Annotated in this window: 21 protein-coding genes and 2 pseudogenes; 4 read left to right on the top strand and 19 right to left on the bottom strand. The window is 62.2% G+C overall.

The annotated features are described in order from the left end of the window. Positions 1–54: 54 nt before the first annotated feature. Complete coding sequence (locus USDA257_RS33720) at positions 55–210, bottom strand: DUF1127 domain-containing protein (RefSeq protein WP_014762679.1); 156 nt, start codon at positions 208–210, stop codon at positions 55–57. Positions 211–538: 328 nt separating this feature from the next. Here USDA257_RS33720 and USDA257_RS09335 point away from each other — a divergent pair, with 328 nt between their 5' ends. Further along, positions 539–1,159 carry a TetR/AcrR family transcriptional regulator gene (locus USDA257_RS09335; RefSeq protein WP_014762678.1) on the top strand — a complete coding sequence of 207 codons (621 nt, stop codon included), beginning with the start codon at positions 539–541 and terminating at the stop codon, positions 1,157–1,159. Between the two features lie 203 nt (positions 1,160–1,362). On the opposite strand, the gene USDA257_RS33710 is transcribed toward USDA257_RS09335, so the two are convergent. The 6 genes and pseudogenes from USDA257_RS33710 to USDA257_RS09305 form a co-directional block, all read right to left on the bottom strand. Further along, a complete protein-coding gene (locus USDA257_RS33710) occupies positions 1,363–2,091 on the bottom strand; it encodes a hypothetical protein (RefSeq protein WP_014762677.1) in 729 nt (242 codons plus the stop codon). A gap of 70 nt (positions 2,092–2,161) precedes the next feature. After that, complete coding sequence (locus tag USDA257_RS09325; RefSeq protein ID WP_041414039.1) at positions 2,162–3,121, bottom strand: YeeE/YedE thiosulfate transporter family protein; 960 nt, start codon at positions 3,119–3,121, stop codon at positions 2,162–2,164. A gap of 128 nt (positions 3,122–3,249) precedes the next feature. Continuing rightward, positions 3,250–4,217 (bottom strand): annotated as a pseudogene (gene pdhA / locus USDA257_RS09320) (pyruvate dehydrogenase (acetyl-transferring) E1 component subunit alpha). A gap of 133 nt (positions 4,218–4,350) precedes the next feature. After that, positions 4,351–5,259 carry an NAD-dependent epimerase/dehydratase family protein gene (locus USDA257_RS09315; protein ID WP_014762674.1) on the bottom strand — a complete coding sequence of 303 codons (909 nt, stop codon included), beginning with the start codon at positions 5,257–5,259 and terminating at the stop codon, positions 4,351–4,353. Positions 5,260–5,292: 33 nt separating this feature from the next. Beyond that, on the bottom strand, positions 5,293–5,748 hold the full coding sequence (locus tag USDA257_RS09310; RefSeq protein WP_014762673.1) for a carboxymuconolactone decarboxylase family protein: 456 nt from the start codon (positions 5,746–5,748) through the stop codon (positions 5,293–5,295). Between the two features lie 42 nt (positions 5,749–5,790). Then, entirely contained in the window at positions 5,791–6,207 is a 417-nt protein-coding gene (locus tag USDA257_RS09305; protein ID WP_014762672.1) for a cupin domain-containing protein, read from the bottom strand. Positions 6,208–6,326: 119 nt separating this feature from the next. On the opposite strand from USDA257_RS09305, the gene pdxR reads away from it, so the two are divergent. Beyond that, on the top strand, positions 6,327–7,733 hold the full coding sequence (pdxR, locus tag USDA257_RS09300; RefSeq protein WP_014762671.1) for a MocR-like pyridoxine biosynthesis transcription factor PdxR: 1,407 nt from the start codon (positions 6,327–6,329) through the stop codon (positions 7,731–7,733). 482 nt (positions 7,734–8,215) lie between these two features. Here the strand turns inward: pdxR and USDA257_RS09295 are convergent, their stop codons facing one another. From USDA257_RS09295 to USDA257_RS09265, 7 genes and pseudogenes are all read right to left on the bottom strand, one after another. Further along, the gene (locus USDA257_RS09295) at positions 8,216–9,415 is read right to left on the bottom strand and encodes an IS256 family transposase (RefSeq protein ID WP_014761859.1); all 1,200 of its coding nucleotides are present in this window, start codon (positions 9,413–9,415) and stop codon (positions 8,216–8,218) included. A 151-nt stretch (positions 9,416–9,566) separates the two neighbouring features. Beyond that, a pseudogene (locus tag USDA257_RS09290) lies at positions 9,567–9,923 on the bottom strand (autoinducer binding domain-containing protein); the annotation flags it as partial. 321 nt (positions 9,924–10,244) lie between these two features. Further along, a complete protein-coding gene (locus tag USDA257_RS09285) occupies positions 10,245–11,204 on the bottom strand; it encodes a carbohydrate kinase family protein (protein ID WP_014762668.1) in 960 nt (319 codons plus the stop codon). Between the two features lie 130 nt (positions 11,205–11,334). Continuing rightward, on the bottom strand, positions 11,335–12,270 hold the full coding sequence (locus USDA257_RS09280) for a sugar-binding transcriptional regulator (RefSeq protein WP_014762667.1): 936 nt from the start codon (positions 12,268–12,270) through the stop codon (positions 11,335–11,337). Between the two features lie 77 nt (positions 12,271–12,347). Continuing rightward, on the bottom strand, positions 12,348–13,337 hold the full coding sequence (locus USDA257_RS09275) for an ABC transporter permease (RefSeq protein WP_014762666.1): 990 nt from the start codon (positions 13,335–13,337) through the stop codon (positions 12,348–12,350). Positions 13,338–13,356: 19 nt separating this feature from the next. Then, positions 13,357–14,850, bottom strand: coding sequence for a sugar ABC transporter ATP-binding protein (locus tag USDA257_RS09270; RefSeq protein WP_014762665.1), 1,494 nt, complete (start codon positions 14,848–14,850; stop codon positions 13,357–13,359). 53 nt (positions 14,851–14,903) lie between these two features. Then, a complete protein-coding gene (locus tag USDA257_RS09265) occupies positions 14,904–15,851 on the bottom strand; it encodes a substrate-binding domain-containing protein (protein ID WP_014762664.1) in 948 nt (315 codons plus the stop codon). 347 nt (positions 15,852–16,198) lie between these two features. Between USDA257_RS09265 and USDA257_RS09260 the strand changes: the two genes are divergently transcribed. Together USDA257_RS09260 and USDA257_RS09255 are read left to right on the top strand one after the other, a co-directional pair. Then, entirely contained in the window at positions 16,199–17,236 is a 1,038-nt protein-coding gene (locus USDA257_RS09260; protein WP_014762662.1) for a zinc-dependent dehydrogenase, read from the top strand. Positions 17,237–17,250: 14 nt separating this feature from the next. Further along, positions 17,251–18,921, top strand: coding sequence for a glycerol-3-phosphate dehydrogenase/oxidase (locus tag USDA257_RS09255; protein ID WP_014762661.1), 1,671 nt, complete (start codon positions 17,251–17,253; stop codon positions 18,919–18,921). A 267-nt stretch (positions 18,922–19,188) separates the two neighbouring features. On the opposite strand, the gene USDA257_RS09250 is transcribed toward USDA257_RS09255, so the two are convergent. The 5 genes from USDA257_RS09250 to USDA257_RS09230 all read right to left on the bottom strand — a co-directional run bounded on the left by USDA257_RS09250 (position 19,189) and on the right by USDA257_RS09230 (position 23,369). Continuing rightward, complete coding sequence (locus USDA257_RS09250; RefSeq protein WP_041414038.1) at positions 19,189–19,776, bottom strand: hypothetical protein; 588 nt, start codon at positions 19,774–19,776, stop codon at positions 19,189–19,191. Then, positions 19,769–20,374 (bottom strand): hypothetical protein, encoded by a 606-nt coding sequence (locus USDA257_RS09245; RefSeq protein ID WP_223843408.1) that lies wholly within the window; start codon positions 20,372–20,374, stop codon positions 19,769–19,771. Before USDA257_RS09245 ends, USDA257_RS09250 begins: the two co-directional genes overlap by 8 nt. A 110-nt stretch (positions 20,375–20,484) precedes the next feature. After that, positions 20,485–21,480, bottom strand: a complete 996-nt coding sequence (locus USDA257_RS09240) for a carbohydrate kinase family protein (RefSeq protein WP_014762658.1) — start codon at positions 21,478–21,480, stop codon at positions 20,485–20,487. Continuing rightward, complete coding sequence (locus USDA257_RS09235; protein WP_014762657.1) at positions 21,480–22,523, bottom strand: ABC transporter ATP-binding protein; 1,044 nt, start codon at positions 22,521–22,523, stop codon at positions 21,480–21,482. The genes USDA257_RS09240 and USDA257_RS09235 overlap by 1 nt, the downstream gene beginning before the upstream one ends. Before the next feature lie 3 nt (positions 22,524–22,526). Further along, a complete protein-coding gene (locus USDA257_RS09230) occupies positions 22,527–23,369 on the bottom strand; it encodes a carbohydrate ABC transporter permease (protein WP_014762656.1) in 843 nt (280 codons plus the stop codon).

The raw sequence follows: 23,369 nt of genomic DNA, 5'->3' as shown, positions 1-23,369 counted from the left end.
GCGATCTCCTTCTGCGTCACGGTCCGTGGGTCGGACGTCGCGCAGACTCTTGGTTCATTGGTCGTACTGCCGGCGCGCGATGACGTCGATCTCGTTGCGGGAAATGCCGACATCCTCGAGCAGGTGATCGTTCAATTGCGTGAAGGTGCGGAGGGTCCGGCGATAGCGTTGGTGGGCGCGAATTTTCGAAAGGATATGGGTCAAATACATGGTGCGTTCCTCATGTTGCGCTTTTCATGGGCTGTTCCGAAATCAATACAGACCGGTATTGTTCCTTTAACAAAGTATACAGATCTGTATCGTTTTTCAATGGCGTTCGGGAAAATCTCCGCCGCCGTCTCTGATTTGAGAAGTTTCGGGGACTCGCTAGTTCTCATAACCATTTGTTTCTGCCCGCGTAATATTCCTGAAGGCGGATGACCGGAGTTCTTCACAATCTCGTGCGCAGAGATCCCAAGACAGCATCCCGAGTCTTGCATCAGGTCTTCGGTGTCGCTATGTATCGGTACTGATCTGTTTCAAAACGATTGAGGATGCGATGCGTCGTTCAGAAATCCGTGGCCATTTGCTCGACACAGCCCTCCGGCTTTTCAACCAGCACGGCTTTAACGCGACGGGCATCGATCTGATCATCGCCGAAGCGGGCGTGGCCAAAACGACGCTGTACCGGCACTTTGAGACCAAGGAAGACCTGATCCTGGCCGCGCTCGAGAGGCGCGACGAGGACGATCGCCTTGCTATGCGTGCCTTTGTCGAGCAGCGTACGAGCGACCCCGTCGAACGCCTTCTGGCGACGTTCGATTTCCTCGAAACCACGGTCCGCGACAAGCAGTTTCGCGGCTGCATGTTCATGAGCGCGGCGGGAGAGCACAAGGACACGATCGATCCCGTGTTTCGCGCTTCCTTGATGCACAAGCGCTTGGCGCTCGCCTATTTGGAGGAACTCGCCCATGCGGCGCGGTTTGCCGAGCCGAAGCGGATCGCGGCCGAGATCAACCTCCTGCACCAGGGGGCGGTCGCCGTTGCGCAAATCACTCGCGTCTCCGAGCCCACCCGGCAAGCCAAACGTATGGCGCAGCAATTGCTCGCGGCGGCAGAACGGTTGACGCCGCCGACCCGGGGAGGGGATGGCGGTAATCGAATGCACGGTGAAACTTGATCTCCGAACGCCCGCCGCGGCGTCGCCGATGGTGCGCGGCTCAGGCGGGTCTCTTCCTGGGTGACTGGTTCGGCCCGGGCTCGCATCGTACCTCCGGTCTTCCGCGGGTTCACCGGCCTCACGCCCTCTAAGAGCGATTTCCCACTGTCACTGATCTCGAATATAGCCGTAGCGAACAACACAGTTGTTGCGGCAGCGTCGACTCAGAACAGCGCATAGTCCGACAGCTCGATTGTGACGGCGTTGAAATCGCGGTCGAGAGTGCCATCCGGCTTGAGAGCGTACACGCTACGGCGAGTCGGGTATTTCAGCCCGTCTACGTCGACGTAACCAGAAATGAAGTGCGCGGCGGGCGTGTCCGCCCACACATCAACCGTATAGTCGTGACGGCGCAGCAATCCATCCACGCCGAAGTAGAACCGCTGTTCCCGCGTATGGCTATGCACGGACTCGGGGAAACGTACAGCTATGCCACGAAGCCTCTCACCTTCGGTCTCGATCGGGGCAACGTCGCGTGTTTCATAGCCGGGCTCGCCGAAAACAAACGGCGTCGTATGATATGTCCACATGGCATAGCCGTTGAAGTAGGCGAGGTTCAGCGGGTCCCATTGTCCATTGAAACTGCGATCGAACGCTTCACGCCCGTTGTTTCGCTCGGCGACAATCGAGCCATCTCCAGCAGTGATCTCCACATGCTCGGGAGTCCAGGTCATCGCCCAGTCGGGTTCTCCAAACGGAGTGACTCGGGTCCACTGGCGGAGAAACTCGCTTGTTGCGCGCCGCGGCACAGGGATCAAAGGAGCGCCTTTCAGCTCCCATAACTTTCCACCAGTCCGTATGGTCGAGGCAATACCCCTGAACTTGCGCCAGCGGTCGTGCCCGCCATGCGCTTCCAGAGCTTCTTGCAGAAGCGGGTGCAACGTGCCACTCATCGATCCTCTCCCTAACTTTAGCCCTATGTCATAATACCATCCAACGGCGGCGGCGGTCTTCTGTCGAGCGTCATGACCAAGCTTTTGCGATCGAACCGAGTTTGACAATAAGTGCGGCGAGGGTCGCAACGAACAGCCCGTAGGCGAGCGCTGCCTGCCAGGCTCCCGCGGGAAGACCAATCAGCAGCAGCGTGTCGTTCCCACCGGGAATGAGCAGCGCACCCAATCCCATGAGCATGCCCGCGAGCGTTCTCTTGAGCATGGTCTTCACTGTCGGCCATTTCAGCATGAATCCATGCTTCCTGAGTCTCGCGGAGACGAAGCTGCCGCCGAACATGCTCAACGAAACCAAGGCGCCCGCGACGGGTATCGAAGCGATCGGTCCAAACGATGCGGTGAGCGAGAACCCGGGCGCAAGAACCGCCAGGATCGAAGAAGTGATGCCGACCGCACCCATCGACAGCGTCAGGCGTCGGAAACGAGACGTGGATTTGTGTGACACTCCAAGCCTGAGAGTAACGATGGCCAGCAGTAGAAGCGCCGAAAGGGCCGCCCCAAGCGATGGGGCAGCATCTATCGCCGGCCGATCTGCAAGCAGATCGAGCAGAGATTCAATGTAAACGACCGCATAGATGCCGAGAAACGTGAACGCGAATTCGATTTCGCCGTTGCCGAGATGCCCAACAGACCCGAACACGCAAGCGCCGTTCACATAAGAGCCGATTCCAAGCAAAATGGCTGCGGGCACCAAGTAGCCGAGTGACGACCAGCCCTCTGGCATAATCGGTGCCGTTTCGAGGGTTGCGTAGACGAGGGCGGCCCAGGCGGCACATTCGACCAGAGCGATGAAACGCGCTGGCCTCCTCTCCAATACCAACTCCCTCACGGCGATGACGGTGCAGATCGAGCCGCGGTTCATCGCGAAACCGAGAACAAATCCCAGCGCCGCGATCAAAGCCATACTCGCCCAGATCTCCAAGCCGGCGGCGACGGGGACAATGCCTGATATGCTCGTGAGAAACTCGCTCATTCAGCAAACGGCCTCGCGTACTGCTCCAGCGTATCCTGACCTGATTTTCCTGTCGGCCTGGAATCCTTGAGGGCCAGCGCGGCCGGCTCGGTTGGTCTGGTCCCGGCCCGTATTACTTTCGGAAGAACTTAGAGCAGAATTTCCGTATAGAGTTCCGACGGGTCGGGCTCGGGATCATTCGTGGCAAAATCGGACGCCTCGTTGACGTCTCGCGCACCTTGCTGTCCATGGCCTTCAGCTCGTCCTCCGTCAGCTTCCAATCCTCCAGAAGGCGCCGGCGTACGATGTCGATGGGATCCTGCTCCTCGCGGACCCGGGTCACCTCGTCCTTCGAGCGGTACTTCGCCGGATCGGACATGGAGTGGCCGCGGTAGCGATAGGTGTGCATCTCGAGGATGTAAGGCCCCTTGCCGGTGCGGGCATGCTCGATGGCGCTCTGCCCCGCCGCGTGGACGGCGCGGACATCCATGCCGTCGACCGGCTCGCCGGGAATGGCGAAGGACACGCCGCGTTTCGAGAAATCGGTCTGCGCCGAGGCGCGGCTCATCTCCGTACCCATGGCGTAACGGTTGTTCTCGATCACATAGACGATGGGCAGCTTCCAGAGCGCGGCCATGTTGAAGCTCTCGTAAACCTGGCCCTGGTTGGCGGCACCCTCGCCGAAATAGGTCAGGCAGACATTGCCGTTTCCTCGGTAGCGGTTGGCAAAGGCGATGCCGGTGCCGAGCGACACCTGGGCGCCAACGATGCCGTGGCCTCCGTAGAAGTGCTTCTCCTTGGAGAACATGTGCATGGAGCCGCCCTTGCCCTTCGACAGACCGCCGCGGCGTCCGGTGAGCTCGGCCATGACGCCGTTCGGGTGCATGCCGCAGGCCAGCATGTGGCCGTGGTCGCGGTAGCCTGTGATCACCTCGTCGCCTTCCTTCGTCGCCATCTGCATGCCGACGACGACGGCTTCCTGGCCGATGTAGAGGTGGCAGAAGCCGCGGATGAGGCTCATGCCATAGAGTTGGCCGGCCTTCTCCTCGAAACGACGGATCAGCAGCATCTCGCGATAAGCATGCAAGTCTTCATCCTTGCCGAATTTCGGTGCCATGGTTCTCTCCGAACGTCCGTGCCTGGCTGCCTCCAATGATAGTTCATTTTTTTTGGAAGCGGCAGCAGCCCGCGCTTTCGACGAAACAGCCGAAAAGCGTGGGCCGACTTCATCCGGTTGCCCCTGTCAGCGATCAAGCACCCTTCCACAGAAGCGGTCGCGGCGCGAACCCGAGTTCAGCCTTCGCCCGGCCATTGGAGGCACCGGTCAGGCGGGTGTGGTAGTAGACCGCTTCCTCGCCCGCCGTCTTCAGCGCGTCCTCCGCGCTCACGCGCTGAGGCTCCGGCGCATCGACCCACCGGGCGAAGGCCGGCAGCCATTCGGCGACGGGGAGGGGATCGTCGTCGACGACATTGTAGGTACCCGGCTCGGCCGTCACCGAGGCGACCGTCGCGGCGATAGCGTCGTCAATGTGCACGAAGGACCAGACGCCATTGCCGTCGCCGATGATTGCCGACTCGCCCCTGCGTGCGTGATCCGCAATGGCGCCGTCCGGCCGGTACCAGGTGCCGGGACCGTAGAAGAAGCCGTAACGGAGCACGACGCCATCGAGCGGCGAGGCGAGCACCCGGTCCTCATAGGCGCCGATCGTGCGCGTGCTCTCGCCGATCTCGCCGGGAGCGTCGTATCTCAGCCTCGCGGTCTCGTCCGCAAGCCCTCCTGACGGCCCGTCCAGGTAGAAGCCGCGAGACTGCATGATGTAGCGGCGGACTCCCAGCTTTTCGGCCGCGGCGATGAGATTGGCGCCTCCCTCGCGGTGGAGGCGGGTATCGTCAGGCATCGCCTTGATGATGTCGGTGGGGTTGGCCGGAAGCCAGGTGAGCTGATCGATCACCACGTCCGGCGCTGCCGCCTCGATCGCTCTGTGGACCGCCTCGCGGTCGAAGGCATCGGCGAAAGACACCTCGGCCCCGAGCTCGCGCAGACGATCCGGCCCCTGACCGGGGCGCGTCATGCCGGTCACCTGATGGCCAAGCGTCGCGAGCGCCCGCACAAGCGGCAGGCCGACGGCGCCAGTGGCACCTGCGATAAAGATCTTCATAGCCAACTCCTTGGTTGGGGCGCTTTGCCCGTCCTAGTTTTCGAGCGCAGCCTGTGGCGTCTTGCGGAAACTGATCGCCAGGCGATTGTAGGTGTTCATCAGGCCGATCGCGATCGTCAGATCGACCAGTTCGCGCTCCTCGAACACGGCATGCGCGGCCTTGTAAGCTTCGTCCGGCACGTTGGTCTCGGCCACGCGTGTCACCGTTTCGGCCCAGGCGAGGGCTGCCCGCTCACGCTCGTCGAAGAGATTTCCGGCTTCCGCCCATGCCTGCACCAGCGCGATTTTCTCGACCTTCTGCCCTTTTTTCAAAAGGTCGCGGGTGTGCATGTCGAGGCAGTAGGCGCAGTTGTTGATCTGCGAGATCCGAAGATAGACCAGATCGACCAGCTCCGAGGGGAGGCTGCTCTGCATGATGTAGCCGTAGACTCCGCCAAGCGCTTTGATGCCGGGTGGCGCGATCTGGTTGTAGTCGAGACGTTTGCTCACTTGGTTGATTCCTTAAAGTTGTTTTTGTCGACGAACGTCGGTTCACTCGATGTTGGTGGTCAGTTCCTTTTCTTCGCTGTCGGCGACGAAGACCGCGAGCAGCTTTGCGGGCTTGGTCTTGCTCGCATTGCGGCTGATGAGGTGGTTGGCCGCCGGCGGCTCGTACCAGCTCTCGCCGGCGCGGTAGATCTGCGTCGGGCCGTCATTCACCTTCGACTCGATTTCTCCGGAGAGGACGTAGGCGAAGATGAAGGACGAGCCCGCGTGCCTGTGCGGGGCCGAGGTTCCGCCCGGCGGGTAGTCGACGATGAGCGCGGTCAGCGTTTTGCCCGGAATGTTGGGTATCGCCCGCTCGAAATGGGGCGTGACAACGTCGCCGGGGTCATGCGCCGCGGCAGGCATCGCGGTGGCGATTGCGAGGGCGGCGCAGGTCGCGCTAATCAAAGATCGTATGGTCATGTGACGGTTCTCCTTTGCGTATCGTCATGATGACGTTTCTTCCTTGCCCCCAAGAAATGACGGCTTTCTGGTTCTAAAAAAAGCACCAAGAACCAGCAAAAATCGTGTACCAAGAGAGCATGGACCAGCCGCTGAAACTGGAACTCGACCGGTCCGCGAAGACGCCGCTGACCGAGCAGATCCGCAAGGGCATCAGCACCGCGATCGAAAGCGGGGTGCTCGCGCCGGGCGCGCGGCTACCCTCCTGGCTGGATCTCGCGGCCCAGCTCGGCGTTGCCCGCGGCACAGTGCGCACGGCCTACGAGAAACTCTCCGCCGCCCAGCTCATCGTCGCATCGCGCGCGGGCGGAACCCGCGTTGCGGATCGGCCCGCCGCCATCGCCCGGGTCGAGCAGCCACCCGATCCCGGCTCGTTCCTAGAGCGGTATCTGGAGATGACGGCGGGGCCGGCAATCTTTCAGATGGGTGTGCCGGCGCTGGAAACCTTTCCTGCGACACTCTTTGCCAGGATCCGCTCACAGGCCGTCCGCGCGGAATCGAGTGCTCCGGCGATCTATCCCGACCCGCGCGGCGAATTGGAGCTGCGGCGGGAGATCGCCGGCTATCTTGCCGTCGCGCGGGGCATCGAGTGTTCCCCATCCGAGGTCATCATCACCGGCGGATTCGCCAGCGGACTCGGACTGGCACTGCGCGTGCTCGCCCTCGAAGGGCGGAAAGCCTGGATGGAGGATCCCGGCTTCCCGTTCACCCGCCGCGGCCTGGAGCTCGCGCGATTGTCGCTCGCGCCGATTCCCATCGACGCCGATGGAATCGATGTCGGCCATGGCTTCCACCATGCCCCGGATGCAGCGCTGGTCGTCGTGACAGCGGGGCAGCAGGCGCCGCTGGGGCCCACCCTGTCGTTGGCACGCAGACTGCGCCTGCTCGACTGGGCGGCCCAGACGCAAGCCTGGGTCATCGAGGACGACTATCTTAGTGAATTGCAGCTCAATGGCCGCGCGGCACCGGCGCTTGCCTCGCTTGATCGCGCCGGGCGCGTTGTCCACATCGGCTCCTTCAGCAAGACCATCAGCCCGGCGCTGCGGCTCGGCTTTCTCGTCGCGCCGCCTGCGCTGGCATCGCGTTTTGCGGAGGTCGCGGCCTGTCTTGCGCCGCCTCCGGGGCCGGCGGTGCAGCTCGCAACCGCCGAATTCATGCGCGATGGCCACTACATGCGGCATTTGAGGCGCACGAAGCGCGTCTACTCCGCCCAACGCGACGCCTTGCTGAAATGCCTTCCGCCGAGTGCCGGGGAGGCGGCTATCGCCGGTCTGGCCGTGCTGCTGCGCCTGCCAGACGGCAGGCCGGACATTGCCATCGCACGGGAGACGCTGGCATTCGGGATGGCCCCGGCACCGCTCTCCGTCTGGTATGCGTCGCCGAATTCCGCAAAGTCCGGCTTGCTTTTAGGGCTCGCAACAGCGCCGCAAAGGCAACTCGCGAGATCCTGCGACCGCCTGCTTAGGATCATAAGACGCTTCACGTGAGGGCTGGGGAGCGCTTGGAACGCGCCGACGCTGCGCCAAGGACGGAATCCGTTGTGATGGCCATAGGTTGCAGCCATTCCCGATCGCGCGCCCTCTTCAGGTCGCGCAGGCGAACTCTCGAATCTTCGCGCCGGAGTGCTTTCGTGGTGGCACGTTCGCCCCGAGCCTCTTTTGTTGGTGCGATGAGACGATGAACGGGCTGATCAGCCTCAGGACCGAGGGGTGCAGGCTCTTCAGGCCGATTGTGAGCCCTTGCTTCGCTGCCCACAATTCAGCCGCCGTGGTGCTGAGCGGTCCTGTGTTGCAGTCTGCTCAACCACGGCTGCGACGCGGCGCGGCCGCAAAATCAGAGACGTCGTTCGACCTTTAGCGATTCGCTGCTACTCCTTGCTCGCCCGCCAATAGCTCGTCAAGATCGTGCCCACTGGAGTGGTGTAACTGACGGCTTTGGTCGCCGTGCTCTCCGGCGTAGGCCGGACTGATCAGCGTGCCACTGCCGGCAGGCTGATGAGCGGATCATCACTCATCTGGCTAATAGTTTCCAGTGTCATGTAGCGAGCCCGCTGCACGGCCCACTCGTCATTTTGTTCAAGCAGCAATGCGCCGACGAGGCGGACGATGGCATCGTCGTTGGGAAAGATGCCAACGACCTCGGTGCGCCGCTTGATCTCGCCATTGAGTCGCTCGATCGGATTGATCGAGTGTAGCTTGACGCGGTGCTCCTTGGGGAAGCTCATGTAGGCGAGGACGTCGTGCTCGGCCTCGTCCATGATGGCGGCGAGCTTCGGCACTTTCGGGCGGATCTGGTCGGCGACGGCGCGCCATTGCAGGCTTGCCGCCTCTGCCGTCTCCTGGGCGAAGGCGGTGGCAATGAAGGCCGACACGACACGACGGCCACTCTTTCCGGCATGCGCCAGCACGTTGCGAGCGAAATGAACCCTGCAGCGCTGCCAGGTGGCGCACAGAACTTTGGAAACCGCCGCCTTGATGCCTTCGTGGGCATCGGAAACGACGAGCCTGACGCCGCGCAGGCCACGCCGAGTTAGCTTGCGCAGGAACTCTGTCCAGATCGGCTCGGCTTCCGATGTGCCGACCTCCATGCCCAGCACCTCGCGCCGGCCGTCCGTGTTGACGCCGACGGCGATGATCACAGCGACGGAGACGATGCGGCCGCCGCGGCGCACCTTCAGGTAGGTGGCATCGACCCACAGATATGGCCAGTCGCCCTCGATCGGCCGGTCGAGAAAGGCCTTCACCTTGCCGTCGATCTCCTCGCAGAGCCGGCTGACCTGGCTCTTGGAGACGCCGCTCATGCCCATGGCCTTGACCAGGTCGTCGACCGAGCGGGTCGAGATGCCCTGAATGTAAGCCTCCTGGATCACCGCCGTCAGCGCCTTCTCAGCCATGCGCCGCGGCTCCAGGAACGAAGGGAAGTAGGTGCCTTTCCTGAGCTTGGGGATGCGCAGCTCGACGGTGCCGGCTCGCGTCTCCCAGTCCCGGTCGCGATATCCGTTGCGCTGGGCCGTGCGCAACGGGTTCTTCTCGCCATAGCCGGCGCCGGTGGAGGCACCCACCTCCATCTCCATCAGCCGTTCAGCGGCAAAGCCGATCATCTCGCGCAGAATATCGGCGTCGGGGGTCTTCTCCACGAGCATGCGCAGGTTCATCATGGCATCGGTCATCGGTGCTTCCTTCGAATCAGGTTGGTGTGAGCAACCCGACCCTACCGGGGAACATCGATGACCGCTGCTAGCCGCTCGCTCGCTACAGCGCTGTTGAGGGCGCGCTCCCGAGCGGCTTCGCTACCGCCGAGTTACACCACTCGACGGGACACAACCCATGGGGGCCGATGTCGTACGAACGCGCTTCCTTAAACAAACGGTAGACCTGTGCTGGCCGCCGATCGAGCGAGGACCAGTCCACCGGCATGAAACCCCACCTAACGACGTCAATCACCGGGTCTGTGTCGAAGTAGTGCTTGTCGACGTAAATCTCGGTCCACGCATCTGGATAGGTCGTACAGTAGAATGGGTACAAGGCCGATCTGCCGCCGCTGCAAACCACAAGGAATGTCATGTGTGACACGCCGTATCGCACACAAAGTTCGTCCAGTGCAGGGTGAAGCTCCTCGCGATGCTTCGCTGTCTGCAGCGTTCTCAGCGACAGTGACAGTCGACGGTGATCGACTATGGGGAGAATGCTTCGGTTTGCTGCCATTTTGCTCTGTGGTTCGAGCTTGACTCTTCAAATCGGAGAACCGGATCCTATCGGCAGCGTTCCGGCAGCGAAATTGTAGGAAATACGAGCGGCCAACATGGGCAAAGGAATGCACAAGCCGGTGTGGCTGGGATCGCTCGTATCCTCGCCAGCGGCCTCGGCGTTGCTTTCGGACACGGCGCGTGCAACTTCTCTGCGCGCCGGTGATGAAGGAGAGTACCATGGTGCTTCCGGCTGGTTTTGTGCTTGCAACGCTCGTGCCGATGCTGATCGCCGGCCCAAGTGAGAGGAGGATCAGGCCTGCTGGACGACCGCCTTGGTGCGCGCGCCCTCGATGAAGGCGAGCGTGGTTTCGAGGTCGACGATGCCGGCCTGGCTGCCGAGGCCGGTCGCGTTGAGGGCGGAGGAGGCTTGCGCCAGCCGCGTCGCCTCCTCCGGGCCGTAACCCTCGAGCAAGCCGGCGGCGAAGCCGGCGTTGAACGCGTCCCCGCAGCCACAGGTGCAGACGACGTCGATTTCGAAGGCCGGCATGTGGAAACGGGTTCCGTCGGCATGATGGTAGTAGGCGCCGGCCTCGCCCATGGTCATGATCGTGCACTGCACGCCGAGGTCGTTGAAATAGATGCCGATGTCCTCCTTCATTTGAAGACCCGACAGCGCTCGCGCTTCCTCGATGGAGGGGATGAAATAGTCGGTATAGGGCAGCAGGCCGGCGACGTTTTCCATGTCCTTGCGGTCAGCAGCGAAGACGTCGAGCGTGGTGATAAGGTTCCGGCGCTTGGCCTCGGCCATGAGGCGGAAGCTGCGCTCGCCGTCCATCCTATCCATGAGTCCGGTGCCGCCAATGTGGATGATCTTCGCATCGAGGATCCTGTCATAGTCCTTCTCATCGATCACGAAGGCGCCGGTGGCACCCCGCATGTGCAGCGCTGGCCGCTGGCCGTCCGGCCGGGTCGTGACGATGGAGGAGGAGGTGCCGACACCGGGGCAGAGCTGCATCATCGACGTGTCGATGCCGAACTCGCCCAGCCGGCGGATGACCCATTCACCCATCAGGTCGTCGCCGATTCCGCCGACAGCGCAAACCCTCATGCCGTATTTCGCCGCGACGATGGCCGCCGCCCCCGCCGCCCCGGACACGGCCATCGTCACTTCATCGATGAAATAGGTGTTGCCTCCCGGCGCGATTGCCGTGACCGGCCGGCCGAGGCAATCGAATGTGTAGAAGCCGATTGAGGTATAGTCGTACTGCATTCCGTGGTCCTCCCGACCTGGCGCATTCGCGCGAACGACGCCGATAGATGTCAACAAGGCTCCGCCACGCCGGCCCAACTCGACCGCCGCACCGTCACATGCAATGTCTCGCGTTCCTCCCGGAATCGCCTCAGCTGTCCAGCAAGCTCTCCCCGACCTGCTCGTCCGTTAAGATCACATGAGGGGACAGAAGTTTCATGGCAGCGCGGAAGACCGCAAGTTTGTGCCAGCCGCCCGATGCCAACACGATCTTGCGCGCAGAGCGCAAGGAATGCGGGTCGACCGCGACCACGCGCCGGTTGACATCATGGTCAATGACACGGCCCTCCACATCGATGAAGCGGCACAGAATGTCACCGATGGCACCGGCCCGTTGCAACGAGACCATCTCCTCCTTTTCGAGGAGGCCGTAGCTTGCGAAGGTGGAGGAAGGCGAGAGGTCGCCCACGCTGACAATGGCGATGTCCAGGTTCTCCGAACGGCGGAAGACCTCGCGGATACCCGGATGGTTGAGAAGCGCGTCGCGCGTCCGCTCGTCCGGCGCGAAAACGGGGGCGGCGATCAGGAAGCTTTCGGCTGAAAGCCGGTCGCCGAGCCGCCAGGCGAATTCCGAGGGGTTGAAGGAGCTCACCTTGGTGAGGCCGCCGAGCAGCGACACCACCGAAACGCCGGCATGCTGCTGCTGCGGGATCGACGGCAAGCAGGAGCTCAGCGTCTTTCCCCAGCCGAGGCCGACCGTCATGTTCTCGCTGAGCAGGTCGGTCAGGTACTCACCGAGCACGGTGCCGATGATCTCCGGCACCATGTCTGGCTTCTGCGGCATCGGCACGATGATGGCGCGCTCGACCTTGAACTTGCGCTCCAGCTCCCGCTCCAGCTTGACGCAATGGCTGTGCTTGGAGAGGACGCGGATCTGCACCGTGCCGTCAAGACGCGCGGCGGACAGCATGCGCAGCACGCGCGTGCGCGTCATGCCGAGCTCCTGGGCGACCTGATCCTGTGTCAGGCCCTCCTTGTAGTATAGCCAGGCGGCTCGGGTCCGCAGATCCTCGTTCAAGTCAGACACTCTCGCACTCTCTCGTCAGTTTGATCTAGGCTGCGTATAAAGGACGGAACCGGCGATTGCTGCAAGTGTGATCGCGCTCAGTTGCGGCGGCGGAAGAGATCGACCAGTACGGCGATTAGCACGACGCCGCCGACAATCACGCGCTGCCAGAAGCCGGATACGTTGAGCAGAACGGTGCCGTTGGCGAGTACGGTGAGCAGCATTGCGCCGAGCATCGTGCCGACGATCGAGCCCTGGCCGCCGCGCAGGCTGGTTCCACCGAGGATCGCCGCGGTGATCGCGCCCATCAGCCACCCCTCACCGACCGAGGGCTGGCCCGCGTCCATGCGGCTCGCGAACAGGATGCCGGCGAGCGCGGCGAACATGCCGGCAAGGCCGAAGACGACGAATTCCACGAACTTGACGCGGATCCCGACGAGGACGGCCGCATCGCGATTGCCGCCTGCGGCGAAGATGTTGCGGCCGAAGCGCGTCTGCGTCAAAAGCCAGATCAAACCGCCGCCGGAAAGGAGGAAGATGAGGACCGGGATCGGCACGGACAGGATCTCGCCCTTGCCGAAGACGCCAAAGTTCTCTCCGAGCGGCCGGATCGGATAGCCCTTAGTGATGACCATGGTGAGGCCCGCGAAGATTTCCCAGGTGGCGAGCGTGACGATGAAGGGGTTGAGGCGCAGCCCCGCCACGAAGAATCCGTTGATGAAGCCGAGGCAGAGGCCGAAGGTCATGGTCAGCGGAATGACCATGTAGGCATGCACGCCGAACACGGTCAGCAGCAGCGAGCCCACGATTGCCGAAAGGCCCGCCGTCGCGCCCACCGAAAGGTCGATGCCGCCGACGAGCAGCACGAGCGTCTGGCCGAGCGCGACCAGACCGACGAAGGCCGCCTGCCGTGCGACGACCGACATGTTATAGGTCGAAAGAAAGTTGTCGGTCGCCAGCGAGAGGACGACCATCAAGGCGATCAGTGCGACTAGGATGCCGCTCGCCTCCCATTGCCAGAACCGCGTGAGGAGGCCGGCGCGCTTGGGCTGAACCTGGGCAGAGGAAACGGTGATGTCGTGTGTCATATCTTGGCCCTTCCGATGCCTAGCTCATGGCAAGCTGTAGAAGCGATTCCTGCGTGGCCGCGGAGGCGGTGGGGATTCCCTTCACCTTGCCTTCGTGCATCACGACGATGCGATCCGAAACGTCGAGTACTTCGTCCAGTTCCGAGGAGATGAAGACGATCGACAGCCCTTCCCGGTCGGTGAAGCGACGCAGCTCGTTCTGGATCTCGAATTTCGCGGCGACGTCGATGCCGCGTGTGGGTTCGTCCATGATGAGGACGCCGGCGTTGCGCATCAGCCAGCGGCCGATGATCACCTTCTGCTGGTTGCCGCCGCTTAGGCTGGTGATCGGGTCGGCGGGCGCGCCGAGCTTGATGCGTAGGCGCTCGACGAAGCCGTCGACCTCGCGCAACATGTCAGCGTTACGCATGCGCAGCAGACCGCTGAAGCGGTCAAGTGAGGGCAGGGTCATGTTTTCCGCGATGCTGAGCAGCGGGAAAATGCCTTCCTGCTTGCGCTCCTCCGGCAGGTAGACGAGGCCCCTGGCGATGCAGTCGAGCGGGCTCCTGCGCGCGTCGAGGCGCTCGCCGAACAGCTCGACGGTGCCGATGTCGGCCTGGGTGAGGCCGAAGATGCACTTGGCGACCTCCGTGCGCCCCGCGCCGATGAGGCCGGAAACGCCGAGGATCTCGCCGCGGTGGAGTTCGAAGCTGACGTTCTCGAACTCGCCATGGCGGGTGAGATTGTCGACCTTTAGCACAACGTCGCGCTTCTCGAGGCCAATATGCGGGGCGGGATTGCCGCGCCCGACGACGCGTCCCGCCATTTGGCGCACCATTTCGTCCTTGGTGGTGGTCTTCGGATCGAGCTCGATGACATAGGCGCCGTCGCGCAGCACCGTGATGCGGTCGGCAAGTTCGAGGATCTCTCCGAGGCGGTGGGAAATGTAGAAGACCGCGCCGCCCTCAGCGCGGAAGCGCCGTACGTAGCTGAAGAGCTTTTCCGTCTCGTGCGAGGTGAGGGCCGCCGTCGGCTCGTCGAGGATGAGAATGCGCGCCCGTCTCGCGGCGGCGCGGGCGAGCTGCACGAGCTGCTGCTGCGCCTTGCTCAGCCGGCAGGCCTTGCTGCGCGGGTCGATTGAGTCATCAATCTCGAGGAGGTGGCGAAGCGCCTTCTGCCGCGTCTTCCGCCAGTCGATCGCGATCCCCGCAGTCTCGTAGGCGCCGAGCATGATGTTCTCCGCGACAGTGAGCTCCTGCACGAGGTTGATTTCCTGCGGGGCTATGCCGATACCGGCCTTCTGGGCGTCGAGCGGGCGGGCGAAGGAGACTTGTTCGCCGGTGCGGTAGAGCGTCCCGGAGGTTGGCCTTATCCTGCCGCAGAAGATGCTCATGAGGGTGCTCTTGCCCGCTCCGTTCTCGCCGATGATCGCGTGGACCTCGCCTGCGTGAATGCCAATCGAGACACCCTTGAGGGCATGAACAACGCCGTAGGACTTGGCGATATCACGGGCTTCGAAGATGTATTGCGTCATGGCCGGCGTCTCCGGAACGGGGCACGTCGTTACGCGCCCCGCCCTGTTAAGGGTTATTTGCAGTCTTCCTTGGTGATGAAACGCGAACCGGTGTCGTGGAAAAAGGGTGTCGTATGGTTCTCATTCATGGCGACGAGGTACTTCACCGCCCAGTAGCCCATGTCCCATTGGCGCTGCGCCTTTAGCGCCGTAATCGTGCCGTCGCAGACCGAATCGACCGCCTCAGGCAGATCGTCCATGCCGACGATCGCCACCTTGCCGACGAGTCCCGCGTTCTTGACCGCCCGCGCAGCGCCAATCGGGTTGGAGGCATTGGAGCCGAAGATACCGGCGATGTCGGGATTCGCCTGCAGCGCGTTCTCCGTGAGCGTGACGGCTTCCTCCAGGACGTCGTTGTCTGGCTGCTCGAACGCGATGGTAATGTCCGGATAGCTTTCCAGCGCCTTCTTGAAACCCTGGATGCGCTCGACGTGGTCGGAGGCCGTGAGGCTGCCAGAGAGGATGCCAACCTTGCCTTTGCCGTTCAGGTGCGTGGCCAGGAACTCGCCGAGGTCGTGGCCGTCCTGATAGCTGCTTTTCGGGCCGACGAAGGGGAATTTCTCGTCGCAGAACGAGTTGAACGTGATGACGTTGATGCCAGCCTCGCGCGCCTCAGTGAGAAGCTGCACGTTGGTGGCGCGGTCGAGGCAGGCGACGGCGAGCCCGTCCGGCTTGCGACCGATATTAGTCTCGATGCGCTGGTTCTGGTCGGCGACGTCGGCCTGGGGCGGCTGGTCCCAGATGACGTTGACCTTAATGCCCGATTTTGCCAGTTCCTCGGCGGCAAACTTGCTGCCTTCTGCTACGACCTCGTACCAGGGATGGATGACCTTGGGTATGAAGACGACCGTCAGCTCCTTGCCGATCGGCTTAATCAGGTCCTGCTGACTCTGGGCGGTCGCGCTGAGAGCGGCCACCATCGATATGATGCCTGCGGTCGTCAGAAGTTTGGACAGTTTCATTTTTACCTCCCAGTTGAAAACTATGTCGGGCGGCAGCCTCGCGCCGGCGGCGGTCTCCGAGATTTCGCCGCGGGCGCGGCCGCAAGCCCTTCGCCTCGCCCGCCCTCTCGTCAATGTCGAACATTTATAAATGCACAAAATACAATGTGCGATATTTTATGTTGATGTCAACCACTTTTGGAGATCGCGCGACGATCGCGCATATGCGGCTGTTATCGAACTGAAAAAGCACGTCGGTGGGGTGGATGAAAGTCGGGCAAGCTTCGGCTTAGAGCGGGTTAAGCGATTGTGGGCTTGCATATTTGTTCACAGCAACGTACATGTGTGCATCAGTTAAGGAGATGCCGATGAAGGCTGGCTTGCTCAGAGCACCGAATGACCTATCGTTCGAAATCGTGCCCGACCCTGTGCTGGCGGCGGGCGACCTTCTCATCCGCGTGCGCGCGGCCACAGTCTGCGGCACCGACATCCGCATCTTCCGCGGCCGCAAAACCGCCGGCATTCGGTATCCCTCGATAATCGGCCACGAATTCGCCGGCGAGATCGTCGACACCGGCGGCAACGGCGGCTTTTCCTGCGGCGCGGCGGTCGCCGTCTGTCCGGCCATACCCTGCGGCTACTGCGACTATTGCAAGCGCGGCTACGAGAACATCTGCCAGAACCTGACGGCGATCGGCTACGAGCTCGACGGTGCGTTTGCCGAGTACATCCGCATTCCAGCTCGCGCTATCCAGGCGCGCAACGTCTTCCACATCCCCGAGAACGTGAGCTGGGAGACGGCGGCCCTCGTCGAGCCGCTCTCCTGCGTTTTGAACGGCCAAGAGAAGATCGGCATCGACGTGGGCGACACTGTGGTCGTCCTCGGCTCCGGCCCGATCGGCCTGCTTCACATCAAGCTCGCGCGCCTGTCCGGCGCCCATCGGATCATCGTCAGCGAGCCGAGCGCATCGCGCCGTGAGGCGGCGATCTCCGCCGGCGCCGACATCGCGATCGATCCTGTCAACGAGGATCTGCGGGCGATCGTGCACGCAAGCACGAACGGGCTCGGCGCCGACAAGCTGATCGTCGCGATCGGAGTTGCGAAACTGGTTAACGACGCCCTCTCGCTCGTGCGCCACCGGGGCAGTGTGAGCCTCTTTGCCGGCTTCTCCTCCGCCGAAATGGCGACGATGGACGTAAATCTCATCCACTACAACGAGCTGCTCGTCACCGGCTCCTTCGGGCTGAACCGCCTGCAGTTTGAGAAGTCGCTCGACATGATTGCCTCCGGCCGCGTCGAGGTCGATTCGATGCTGACCCACCGCTTCGAGCTCAAGGACATCGGCATTGCGCTTCAGACAGCCGAGGGGGGCAGCGCCGTGAAGGTCGCTGTCATCAACGCATGACGTTCGGAGCGACAATGGCAGGGCGCCTCGGCGCGCTGAAGGCGCATTATCCCATCGTCATCATAGGTGGCGGCATCAACGGCTGCGGCCTGTTCCGCGACCTTTCGGCGCAAGGCGTTGATTGCCTGCTGGTCGACAAGGGCGACTTCTGTTCCGGCGCGAGCGCGGCGCCCTCACGACTCATCCACGGCGGGATAAAATATCTGGAGACGGGGGAGGTCCGCCTGGTACGCCAGTCGGCGATGGAGCGCAACCTGCTCCTGAAGAACGCGCCGCATTACGTTAAGCCGCTCGAGACGGTGCTGCCCGTCCGGTCCTGGTTCGGCGGCATCGTGCCTTCGGTCAAGCGCTTCTTCGGCTTGAAGGCGAAGCTCAACGACCGGGGTGCGGTTATCACCGAAATCGGACTGCTCCTCTACGATCTGTTCGGCCGGCACTTCCGCACCATGCCCAACCACCGAATGCGGCTGAAGCGCGCGATACGTGTGGCGATGCCGGAACTCACCAAAGATATCGTTGCCGCCGGCATCTATTACGAGGGCCGCATCACCCATGCCGAGCGGCTCGGCCTGGAACTCCTCATCGACGGCATGGGCGATAGCCCGCAGGCAGTCGCGCTCAACCACGTCGCCGCTTCGGGTGACGGCCGGGGCGGCGTCGTGCTCGCCGACGCGCTCACAGGCGAAAGGGCGACGGTTACAGCCGACGTCGTCGTTAATGCCGGCGGCGCGTGGATTGACGCGGTCAATCGGGCGCTCGGCATCGAGACGCGGCACATGGGCGGCAACAAGGGCTCGCACCTGATCGTCCGCAATGAGAGGCTCCACAGGGCGCTCAGCGGCCGGATGGTCTATTTCGGCACGGCCGACGGCCGCGTCAACTTGCTTTATCCCTTCATGGGAAATGTACTCATCGGCTCTACCGACATTCCCGTCGACGATCCGGACAGCTCCGTCTGCGACGCGGAGGAGCGTCGCTATCTCTCGTCGGTGACGCGCGCGGTCTTCCCCAACATCGAGATTCGGCCGGAGGAGATCATCATGGCCTATTGTGGCGTCCGCCCGCTGCCGCGGAGCGAGGGCCTCGACCCGGGTGCCGTCAGCCGCGACCATACGATCGTGCGCGACGTGATGCCGGACGGCCGCACCCCGCTCATTTCATTGATCGGCGGCAAGTGGACCACCTATCGCGGCTTTTCGGAGGAGGCCGCCGACCTCGTGCTCGGCCTTCTCGGCCGCAGACGTCGTGCGTCGACACGGGAAATGCCGATAGGCGGCGGACGCGACTATCCCGGCGACGCGGATGCTGCCCGGGGCTTCGTCGACGCGCTCTCGCAAAGCACACGCTCGCGCGAGGCCGCGGCCGACCTGCTGCGCCGTTACGGCACCCGCGCCCGGCTGGTGGCGGAGGCGGTGGGAGCGAACGGAGACCGTCCACTGCGGTCGCTGCCCGCCTACGGCCGGGTTGAGCTCGCCTGGATCTGCCGGAACGAATGCGTGGGCCGACTCACCGACCTCCTGTTCCGCCGCACCGACATCGCCCTCTCCGGCCGCCTTTCCGTTGCGGTAATCACGGAGGCGGCGGAGATCGCCGCCGAAATCCTTGGGTGGGATGTCACCCGCCAGCAGTATGAAATCGACGCCACTCTGCAAACGTGTCACGCTCGCAGCATGTCCACGGTATAGCTAGAAGGCACGAAGGACGGTCGCATGTATGCGTCTTCGTTGGGTCGGCGTTGAAACGGAGCGTCGGCGGCAGCTGTGCGCCAATCGCTACCACGAGCGCTGGCCGGCTGCAGGAAGAATCTCCGTCGGGAGCTTCCGATCATTATTCAATACAGTCGGGCGACCATCGCAGGCTCCGAATGCCCTGGTTGAAGATCGGATTTGACTTCGCCGGCCAGTGGACAGTACGCGAACAGAACGATCTGCTCTGCAACAGCCGTCAAATCTTCACAGCGGACTTCGGCGGCGGGCCGCGAAGTTTGCCGGCATCGCCCAGTTTGGCTTGTTGCCAAGCACCTTCTGGAGGAAACCAGCCGCATAGCTTGTATCCTCGTTGGCGTTCTCTCGGAAAGACCACCAACTTCGCAGGTCATCGATTACCTGGTCTATCTCGATCTCCGCGTGGAATTCCTGATCGATTGTCGCTGCGTATACCGTGAGGCAGAACGTCGTGGCGACATAGCCTTCGGGCCAAAACTCGGCGGCAGATCCGTGAGCGGCCTGCTGTCGAGGCGTGGTCGCAACGAGGGGCATCTCGGCTATGAGTTCGCTCAACATCAGCGACGGAGCAAATTCGAAGAACTCGCGGCGTTCGGTTTTCTTAGCCGGCCTTTGTTGCTCTATGTTTTTCAGGCAACGGACAAAGGCACGCGCAAGTTTCAGCTCGTCGATCTGAAAGCGACATCCCATGAGCTCACCGCACAATTTCGCATGCGCTTCGAACGCCGTTCTGAACCAGTGGAGCTGTCTCGCAGCGATCCGCAGGGGCTTGTTCGTCGGCGGCAGATGCGAGATCAACTGGGAAAGATCAAACATGGGCCGCGTACCTCCCAAAAAGTGAAGACAGCACGGCGACGTTCTGCGTCCGGAAGGCTTGTGAAATCTCGTCCTGAAGCGCAGTCGCTAGATTGGTCGCGGCCTGAATCATCTTCGCGTAATCTCCGTTGTCGCGGTCCGACAGCAGGTACAGCAAGACGGAGAAGACGGCCACCTGCGCGACGGCTTCCTTCGAGACGGGGGAATGGGCGTCCAGATAGTCGATCCTGATAGGCTCTTCCCTTAGAAGCTGGAGGGCTAGTTGCGCGGCGAAAGTCTCGGGTGCATCGCGAGACGTGACCTGGCCAAAGGCCTTTCGCCCGGCGCTCTGGCTGACCAACGCCCTGCTGGCGCCCAGCTGGCTGAGGACGATTTTCATCGTCTCGTAGAATACAGCGGAGAATTCCTCCGATTGCCCACCAGGCGCCATCATGTCCTGGAGCTTGTGAGATCCAAGCGTCACCTCGCCGAAAACCGTATGTACGACGCTGCTTACCATCTGGTCGACGCTGCGAGCAAGCAGGCCCATTTCCCGGAGTGCTGTCAACGCGATCCTGGAAGCAGGGGGAGGAAGCTTGGTCGGCGCCGTCTCCTGCACGGCGTCACATCCTCTCCTCAAAGCATATCGCAATCCACGCAGCACGTCCTTCAGTTGCGCTGCGTCTGGAGCGAATTGTGGCCGCACGCCCATGACCTACCCCCATGACACTACTGCATCGCTTTCGCTACGCCGGCTTCCGCCAACATAGCTCCTCCGCGTCTCGGAGTGGACTCTATAAATCGTCGGGTCGCCTCGTAACTTGCAACGCCCGCCTGGCTTCCGAGACCAGTCGCGTTAAGCGCCGAAGACGCTTGGCCGAGCTCGACCGCGAAATAGGGAGAAAGGCCCTTGACGAGGCCAGTGGCAAATCCACCATTGAAGCAATCTCCACATCCGCAGGTACATTTTACCTCAACCTGGAAGGCTGGAGAATGGAACTCCAGGCCCGTCTGGTCGACATAATAGGCGCCATCGGCACCAAGTGTCAGGATGACGCACCCGGCGCCCCTGCTCAGCAGGAAGCGGGCAAGGTCGCGGTTCTCCCTCAATCCGGATAGCGCCTTGGCCTCCTCTTCGGATGGAAGGAAATAGTCGGTGTGGGGAAGAAGAGCCTCGACCTTCGGAAGGTCTTCCGGCGTCGAAGCGAAAACGTCAAGAGTGGTGATCACGCCCCGACGGCGCGCCTCTGACATCAGTTCCGCCGTCCTGCCGGTGTCATCCATGCGATTCATGAGGCCAACGCCGCCGATATGCAGGATTTTCGTGTCGAGCAATCCATCGATGTCTGAATCTGATACGTAGAATGCGTCCGTGGCGCCCCGTTTGTGCAGGGCCGGCCGCGTGCCGTCCGGACGCGTGGTCACGATCGAGGAAGAGGTCGAGAAGCCCTCGCAGCGCTGCATCATACGTATGTCCACCCCGTATGAGCTGAGCTTCATGCGGACCCAATCTCCCATGTCGTCGTACCCGACACCTCCGACCGCCTGTACGCGCAGGCCGTATTTGGCGGCGACGATGGCGGCAGATCCCGCCGCGCCCGAGACCGCAAGTGTATAGTCCTCCACGAAATATGTCTGGCCACCCCGCGGTATGTTGGCTACCGGCCGGCAGAGGGCGTCGAAGGTGTAGAAGCCTACGCAGCTGAGATCGAATGTCGTCGACATCAATTCACCCCAACTCGATTGCCGTCTTCGCCGAAGAAGTAGAGGCGACTTGTGTCAAAACCCACGGCAATGGCGCTGTCGATTGGGGCGCGGAATTCACGCCCCGTCTTGATCTCGATGTTCTTGTTTCCCGTGCGTACTGTGAGGTAGGTGATGTCGCCCGTGGGCTCCACCCCGTAGACCTGCCCCTGAAGGTTGTCTCCGCCAACCTGACAGTCCTCCGGACGGACGCCAAGCGTGATGTTTCCGGAGAGACTTGCAGGGCAAGGAACCCTAACGCCCGCGGCTGAGAAGGTGCCGTTTTGTGCCGTGCCGGGGATGAGGTTCATCGGCGGCGAGCCGATAAAGCCGGCCACGAAGGTGTTGGCCGGGTTCGAATAGATGTCGTCCGGCGCCCCGATTTGCTGGATGACGCCCTTGTTCATGATCACGATGCGATCTGCCAGCGTCATCGCCTCGATCTGGTCGTGGGTCACGTACACAGTGGTCACCCTCAGTTCGCGTTGCATATGCTTGATCTGTACGCGCATGCTGGCACGAAGCTTCGCGTCCAGATTGGACAAAGGCTCGTCCATGAGGAATACCTGCGGGTGACGCACGATTGCACGCGCGAGTGCCGCACGCTGGCGCTGTCCCCCTGAGAGGGCGCCAGGTTTGCGATCCAGGAAAGGACCCAATTCGACCATCTCCGCCGCGCGCCGGATGAGGTCATCATGCTTTGCCTTCGGCACCTGACGCATCCTCAGCGGGAAGCGGATGTTCTCGTAGATCGACATGTTCGGATAAAGGGCATATCCCTGAAAAACCATGGCCACGTCCCTGTCACGGGCGTCGATTTCGTTCATCAACTCGCCGCCGATGTGGATCTCGCCTTCCGTCGGGTGTTCAAGGCCAGCAATCATCCGCATGGTCGTCGTTTTTCCGCAACCAGATGGGCCCAGAAGTACCAGGAACTCTTCGTCGACAACGTCGAGGTTCATGTCCTGTACGCCGACGAACGAGCCGAAGCTCTTGACGACGTTCTTGAGTAGAATGGAAGCCATGGTTTATCCTTTCACGGCACCCATCGTCAGCCCGCGCGAAAGATGCTTCTGGATCAGGATCACGAGGATCAGGATCGGCGCGAAGGCGATGAACGAGACAAGTGCGATTGCGTTGTAGATCACCCCATCGGAGCCGCCGGTGAAGTTGGCGAGCGCAACCGACATCGTGTAGGCTTTCGACGTCGAGGCGATGAGGAGTGTGAAGAGAAACTCATTGATGGCGAAAATGGCCGCGATGACCGCCGCTGTAATGATGCCGGGCAGACAGGCCGGGATCATGATTTCCCACAGAATGGTCAGGTCGCCTGCGCCGTCGGTCCGCGCCGCGTCCTCGAGCTCCTTCGGGATATCCAGCATGTAGCTACGGATGATCCAGGTCACGAGGCTGAGATTGATGGCCGCGTAGATGAGCATGAGCGCCCAGACGGAGTCGAGCAGGCCGATGTTCTTGAACAGGAAGAAGATCGGCACAGCGACGATCGCCGGGGCCATCATCCGCGTGGAAAGGATATAGAAGCCGATGTCTTCGCGGCCCTTGAACTCGTATCGAGCAAGCGCAAAGGCTGCGGGGATCGCAAGAACAAGGTCGATGACGACGGACCCGGCTACAGCCAGAATCGAGTTTCGTAGGTAGAGCGCGATGGGCCAATCGCTTACAAGCAGGCGCCATGCATCCAGGCTCCAGGTCGGCCAATAGATGGGTTCTGGAACAATGATCTCGGTGCGCGGGCGGAAGCCGATCGTCAGGAACCACAGGATTGGCACCACGCAGACCAACGCCCAACTGACGAGGATGATGTAGCGGACAAGAAGGTTGTCACCACCGGATTTGCGAATGCTGGCCAT

The organism is Sinorhizobium fredii USDA 257 (assembly GCF_000265205.3).
In the GTDB taxonomy this organism is placed as follows: domain Bacteria; phylum Pseudomonadota; class Alphaproteobacteria; order Rhizobiales; family Rhizobiaceae; genus Sinorhizobium; species Sinorhizobium fredii_B.
This window is presented reverse-complemented; position numbering and strand designations above follow the sequence as displayed.

What these genes read in the sequence shown, in the direction of transcription:
- USDA257_RS09265 (WP_014762664.1), bottom strand. Translation starts at nt 15,851, where the DNA reads ATGAAACTGTCCAAACTTCTGACGACCGCAGGCATCATATCGATGGTG.
- USDA257_RS33710 (WP_014762677.1), bottom strand. Translation starts at nt 2,091, where the DNA reads ATGAGTGGCACGTTGCACCCGCTTCTGCAAGAAGCTCTGGAAGCGCAT.
- USDA257_RS09275 (WP_014762666.1), bottom strand. Translation starts at nt 13,337, where the DNA reads ATGACACACGACATCACCGTTTCCTCTGCCCAGGTTCAGCCCAAGCGC.
- pdxR (WP_014762671.1), top strand. Translation starts at nt 6,327, where the DNA reads ATGGACCAGCCGCTGAAACTGGAACTCGACCGGTCCGCGAAGACGCCG.
- USDA257_RS09335 (WP_014762678.1), top strand. Translation starts at nt 539, where the DNA reads ATGCGTCGTTCAGAAATCCGTGGCCATTTGCTCGACACAGCCCTCCGG.
- USDA257_RS09235 (WP_014762657.1), bottom strand. Translation starts at nt 22,523, where the DNA reads ATGGCTTCCATTCTACTCAAGAACGTCGTCAAGAGCTTCGGCTCGTTC.
- USDA257_RS09240 (WP_014762658.1), bottom strand. Translation starts at nt 21,480, where the DNA reads ATGTCGACGACATTCGATCTCAGCTGCGTAGGCTTCTACACCTTCGAC.
- USDA257_RS33720 (WP_014762679.1), bottom strand. Translation starts at nt 210, where the DNA reads ATGTATTTGACCCATATCCTTTCGAAAATTCGCGCCCACCAACGCTAT.
- USDA257_RS09250 (WP_041414038.1), bottom strand. Translation starts at nt 19,776, where the DNA reads ATGTTTGATCTTTCCCAGTTGATCTCGCATCTGCCGCCGACGAACAAG.
- USDA257_RS09285 (WP_014762668.1), bottom strand. Translation starts at nt 11,204, where the DNA reads ATGCAGTACGACTATACCTCAATCGGCTTCTACACATTCGATTGCCTC.
- USDA257_RS09305 (WP_014762672.1), bottom strand. Translation starts at nt 6,207, where the DNA reads ATGACCATACGATCTTTGATTAGCGCGACCTGCGCCGCCCTCGCAATC.
- USDA257_RS09325 (WP_041414039.1), bottom strand. Translation starts at nt 3,121, where the DNA reads ATGAGCGAGTTTCTCACGAGCATATCAGGCATTGTCCCCGTCGCCGCC.
- USDA257_RS09270 (WP_014762665.1), bottom strand. Translation starts at nt 14,850, where the DNA reads ATGACGCAATACATCTTCGAAGCCCGTGATATCGCCAAGTCCTACGGC.
- USDA257_RS09230 (WP_014762656.1), bottom strand. Translation starts at nt 23,369, where the DNA reads ATGGCCAGCATTCGCAAATCCGGTGGTGACAACCTTCTTGTCCGCTAC.
- USDA257_RS09295 (WP_014761859.1), bottom strand. Translation starts at nt 9,415, where the DNA reads ATGACCGATGCCATGATGAACCTGCGCATGCTCGTGGAGAAGACCCCC.
- USDA257_RS09315 (WP_014762674.1), bottom strand. Translation starts at nt 5,259, where the DNA reads ATGAAGATCTTTATCGCAGGTGCCACTGGCGCCGTCGGCCTGCCGCTT.
- USDA257_RS09255 (WP_014762661.1), top strand. Translation starts at nt 17,251, where the DNA reads ATGGCAGGGCGCCTCGGCGCGCTGAAGGCGCATTATCCCATCGTCATC.
- USDA257_RS09260 (WP_014762662.1), top strand. Translation starts at nt 16,199, where the DNA reads ATGAAGGCTGGCTTGCTCAGAGCACCGAATGACCTATCGTTCGAAATC.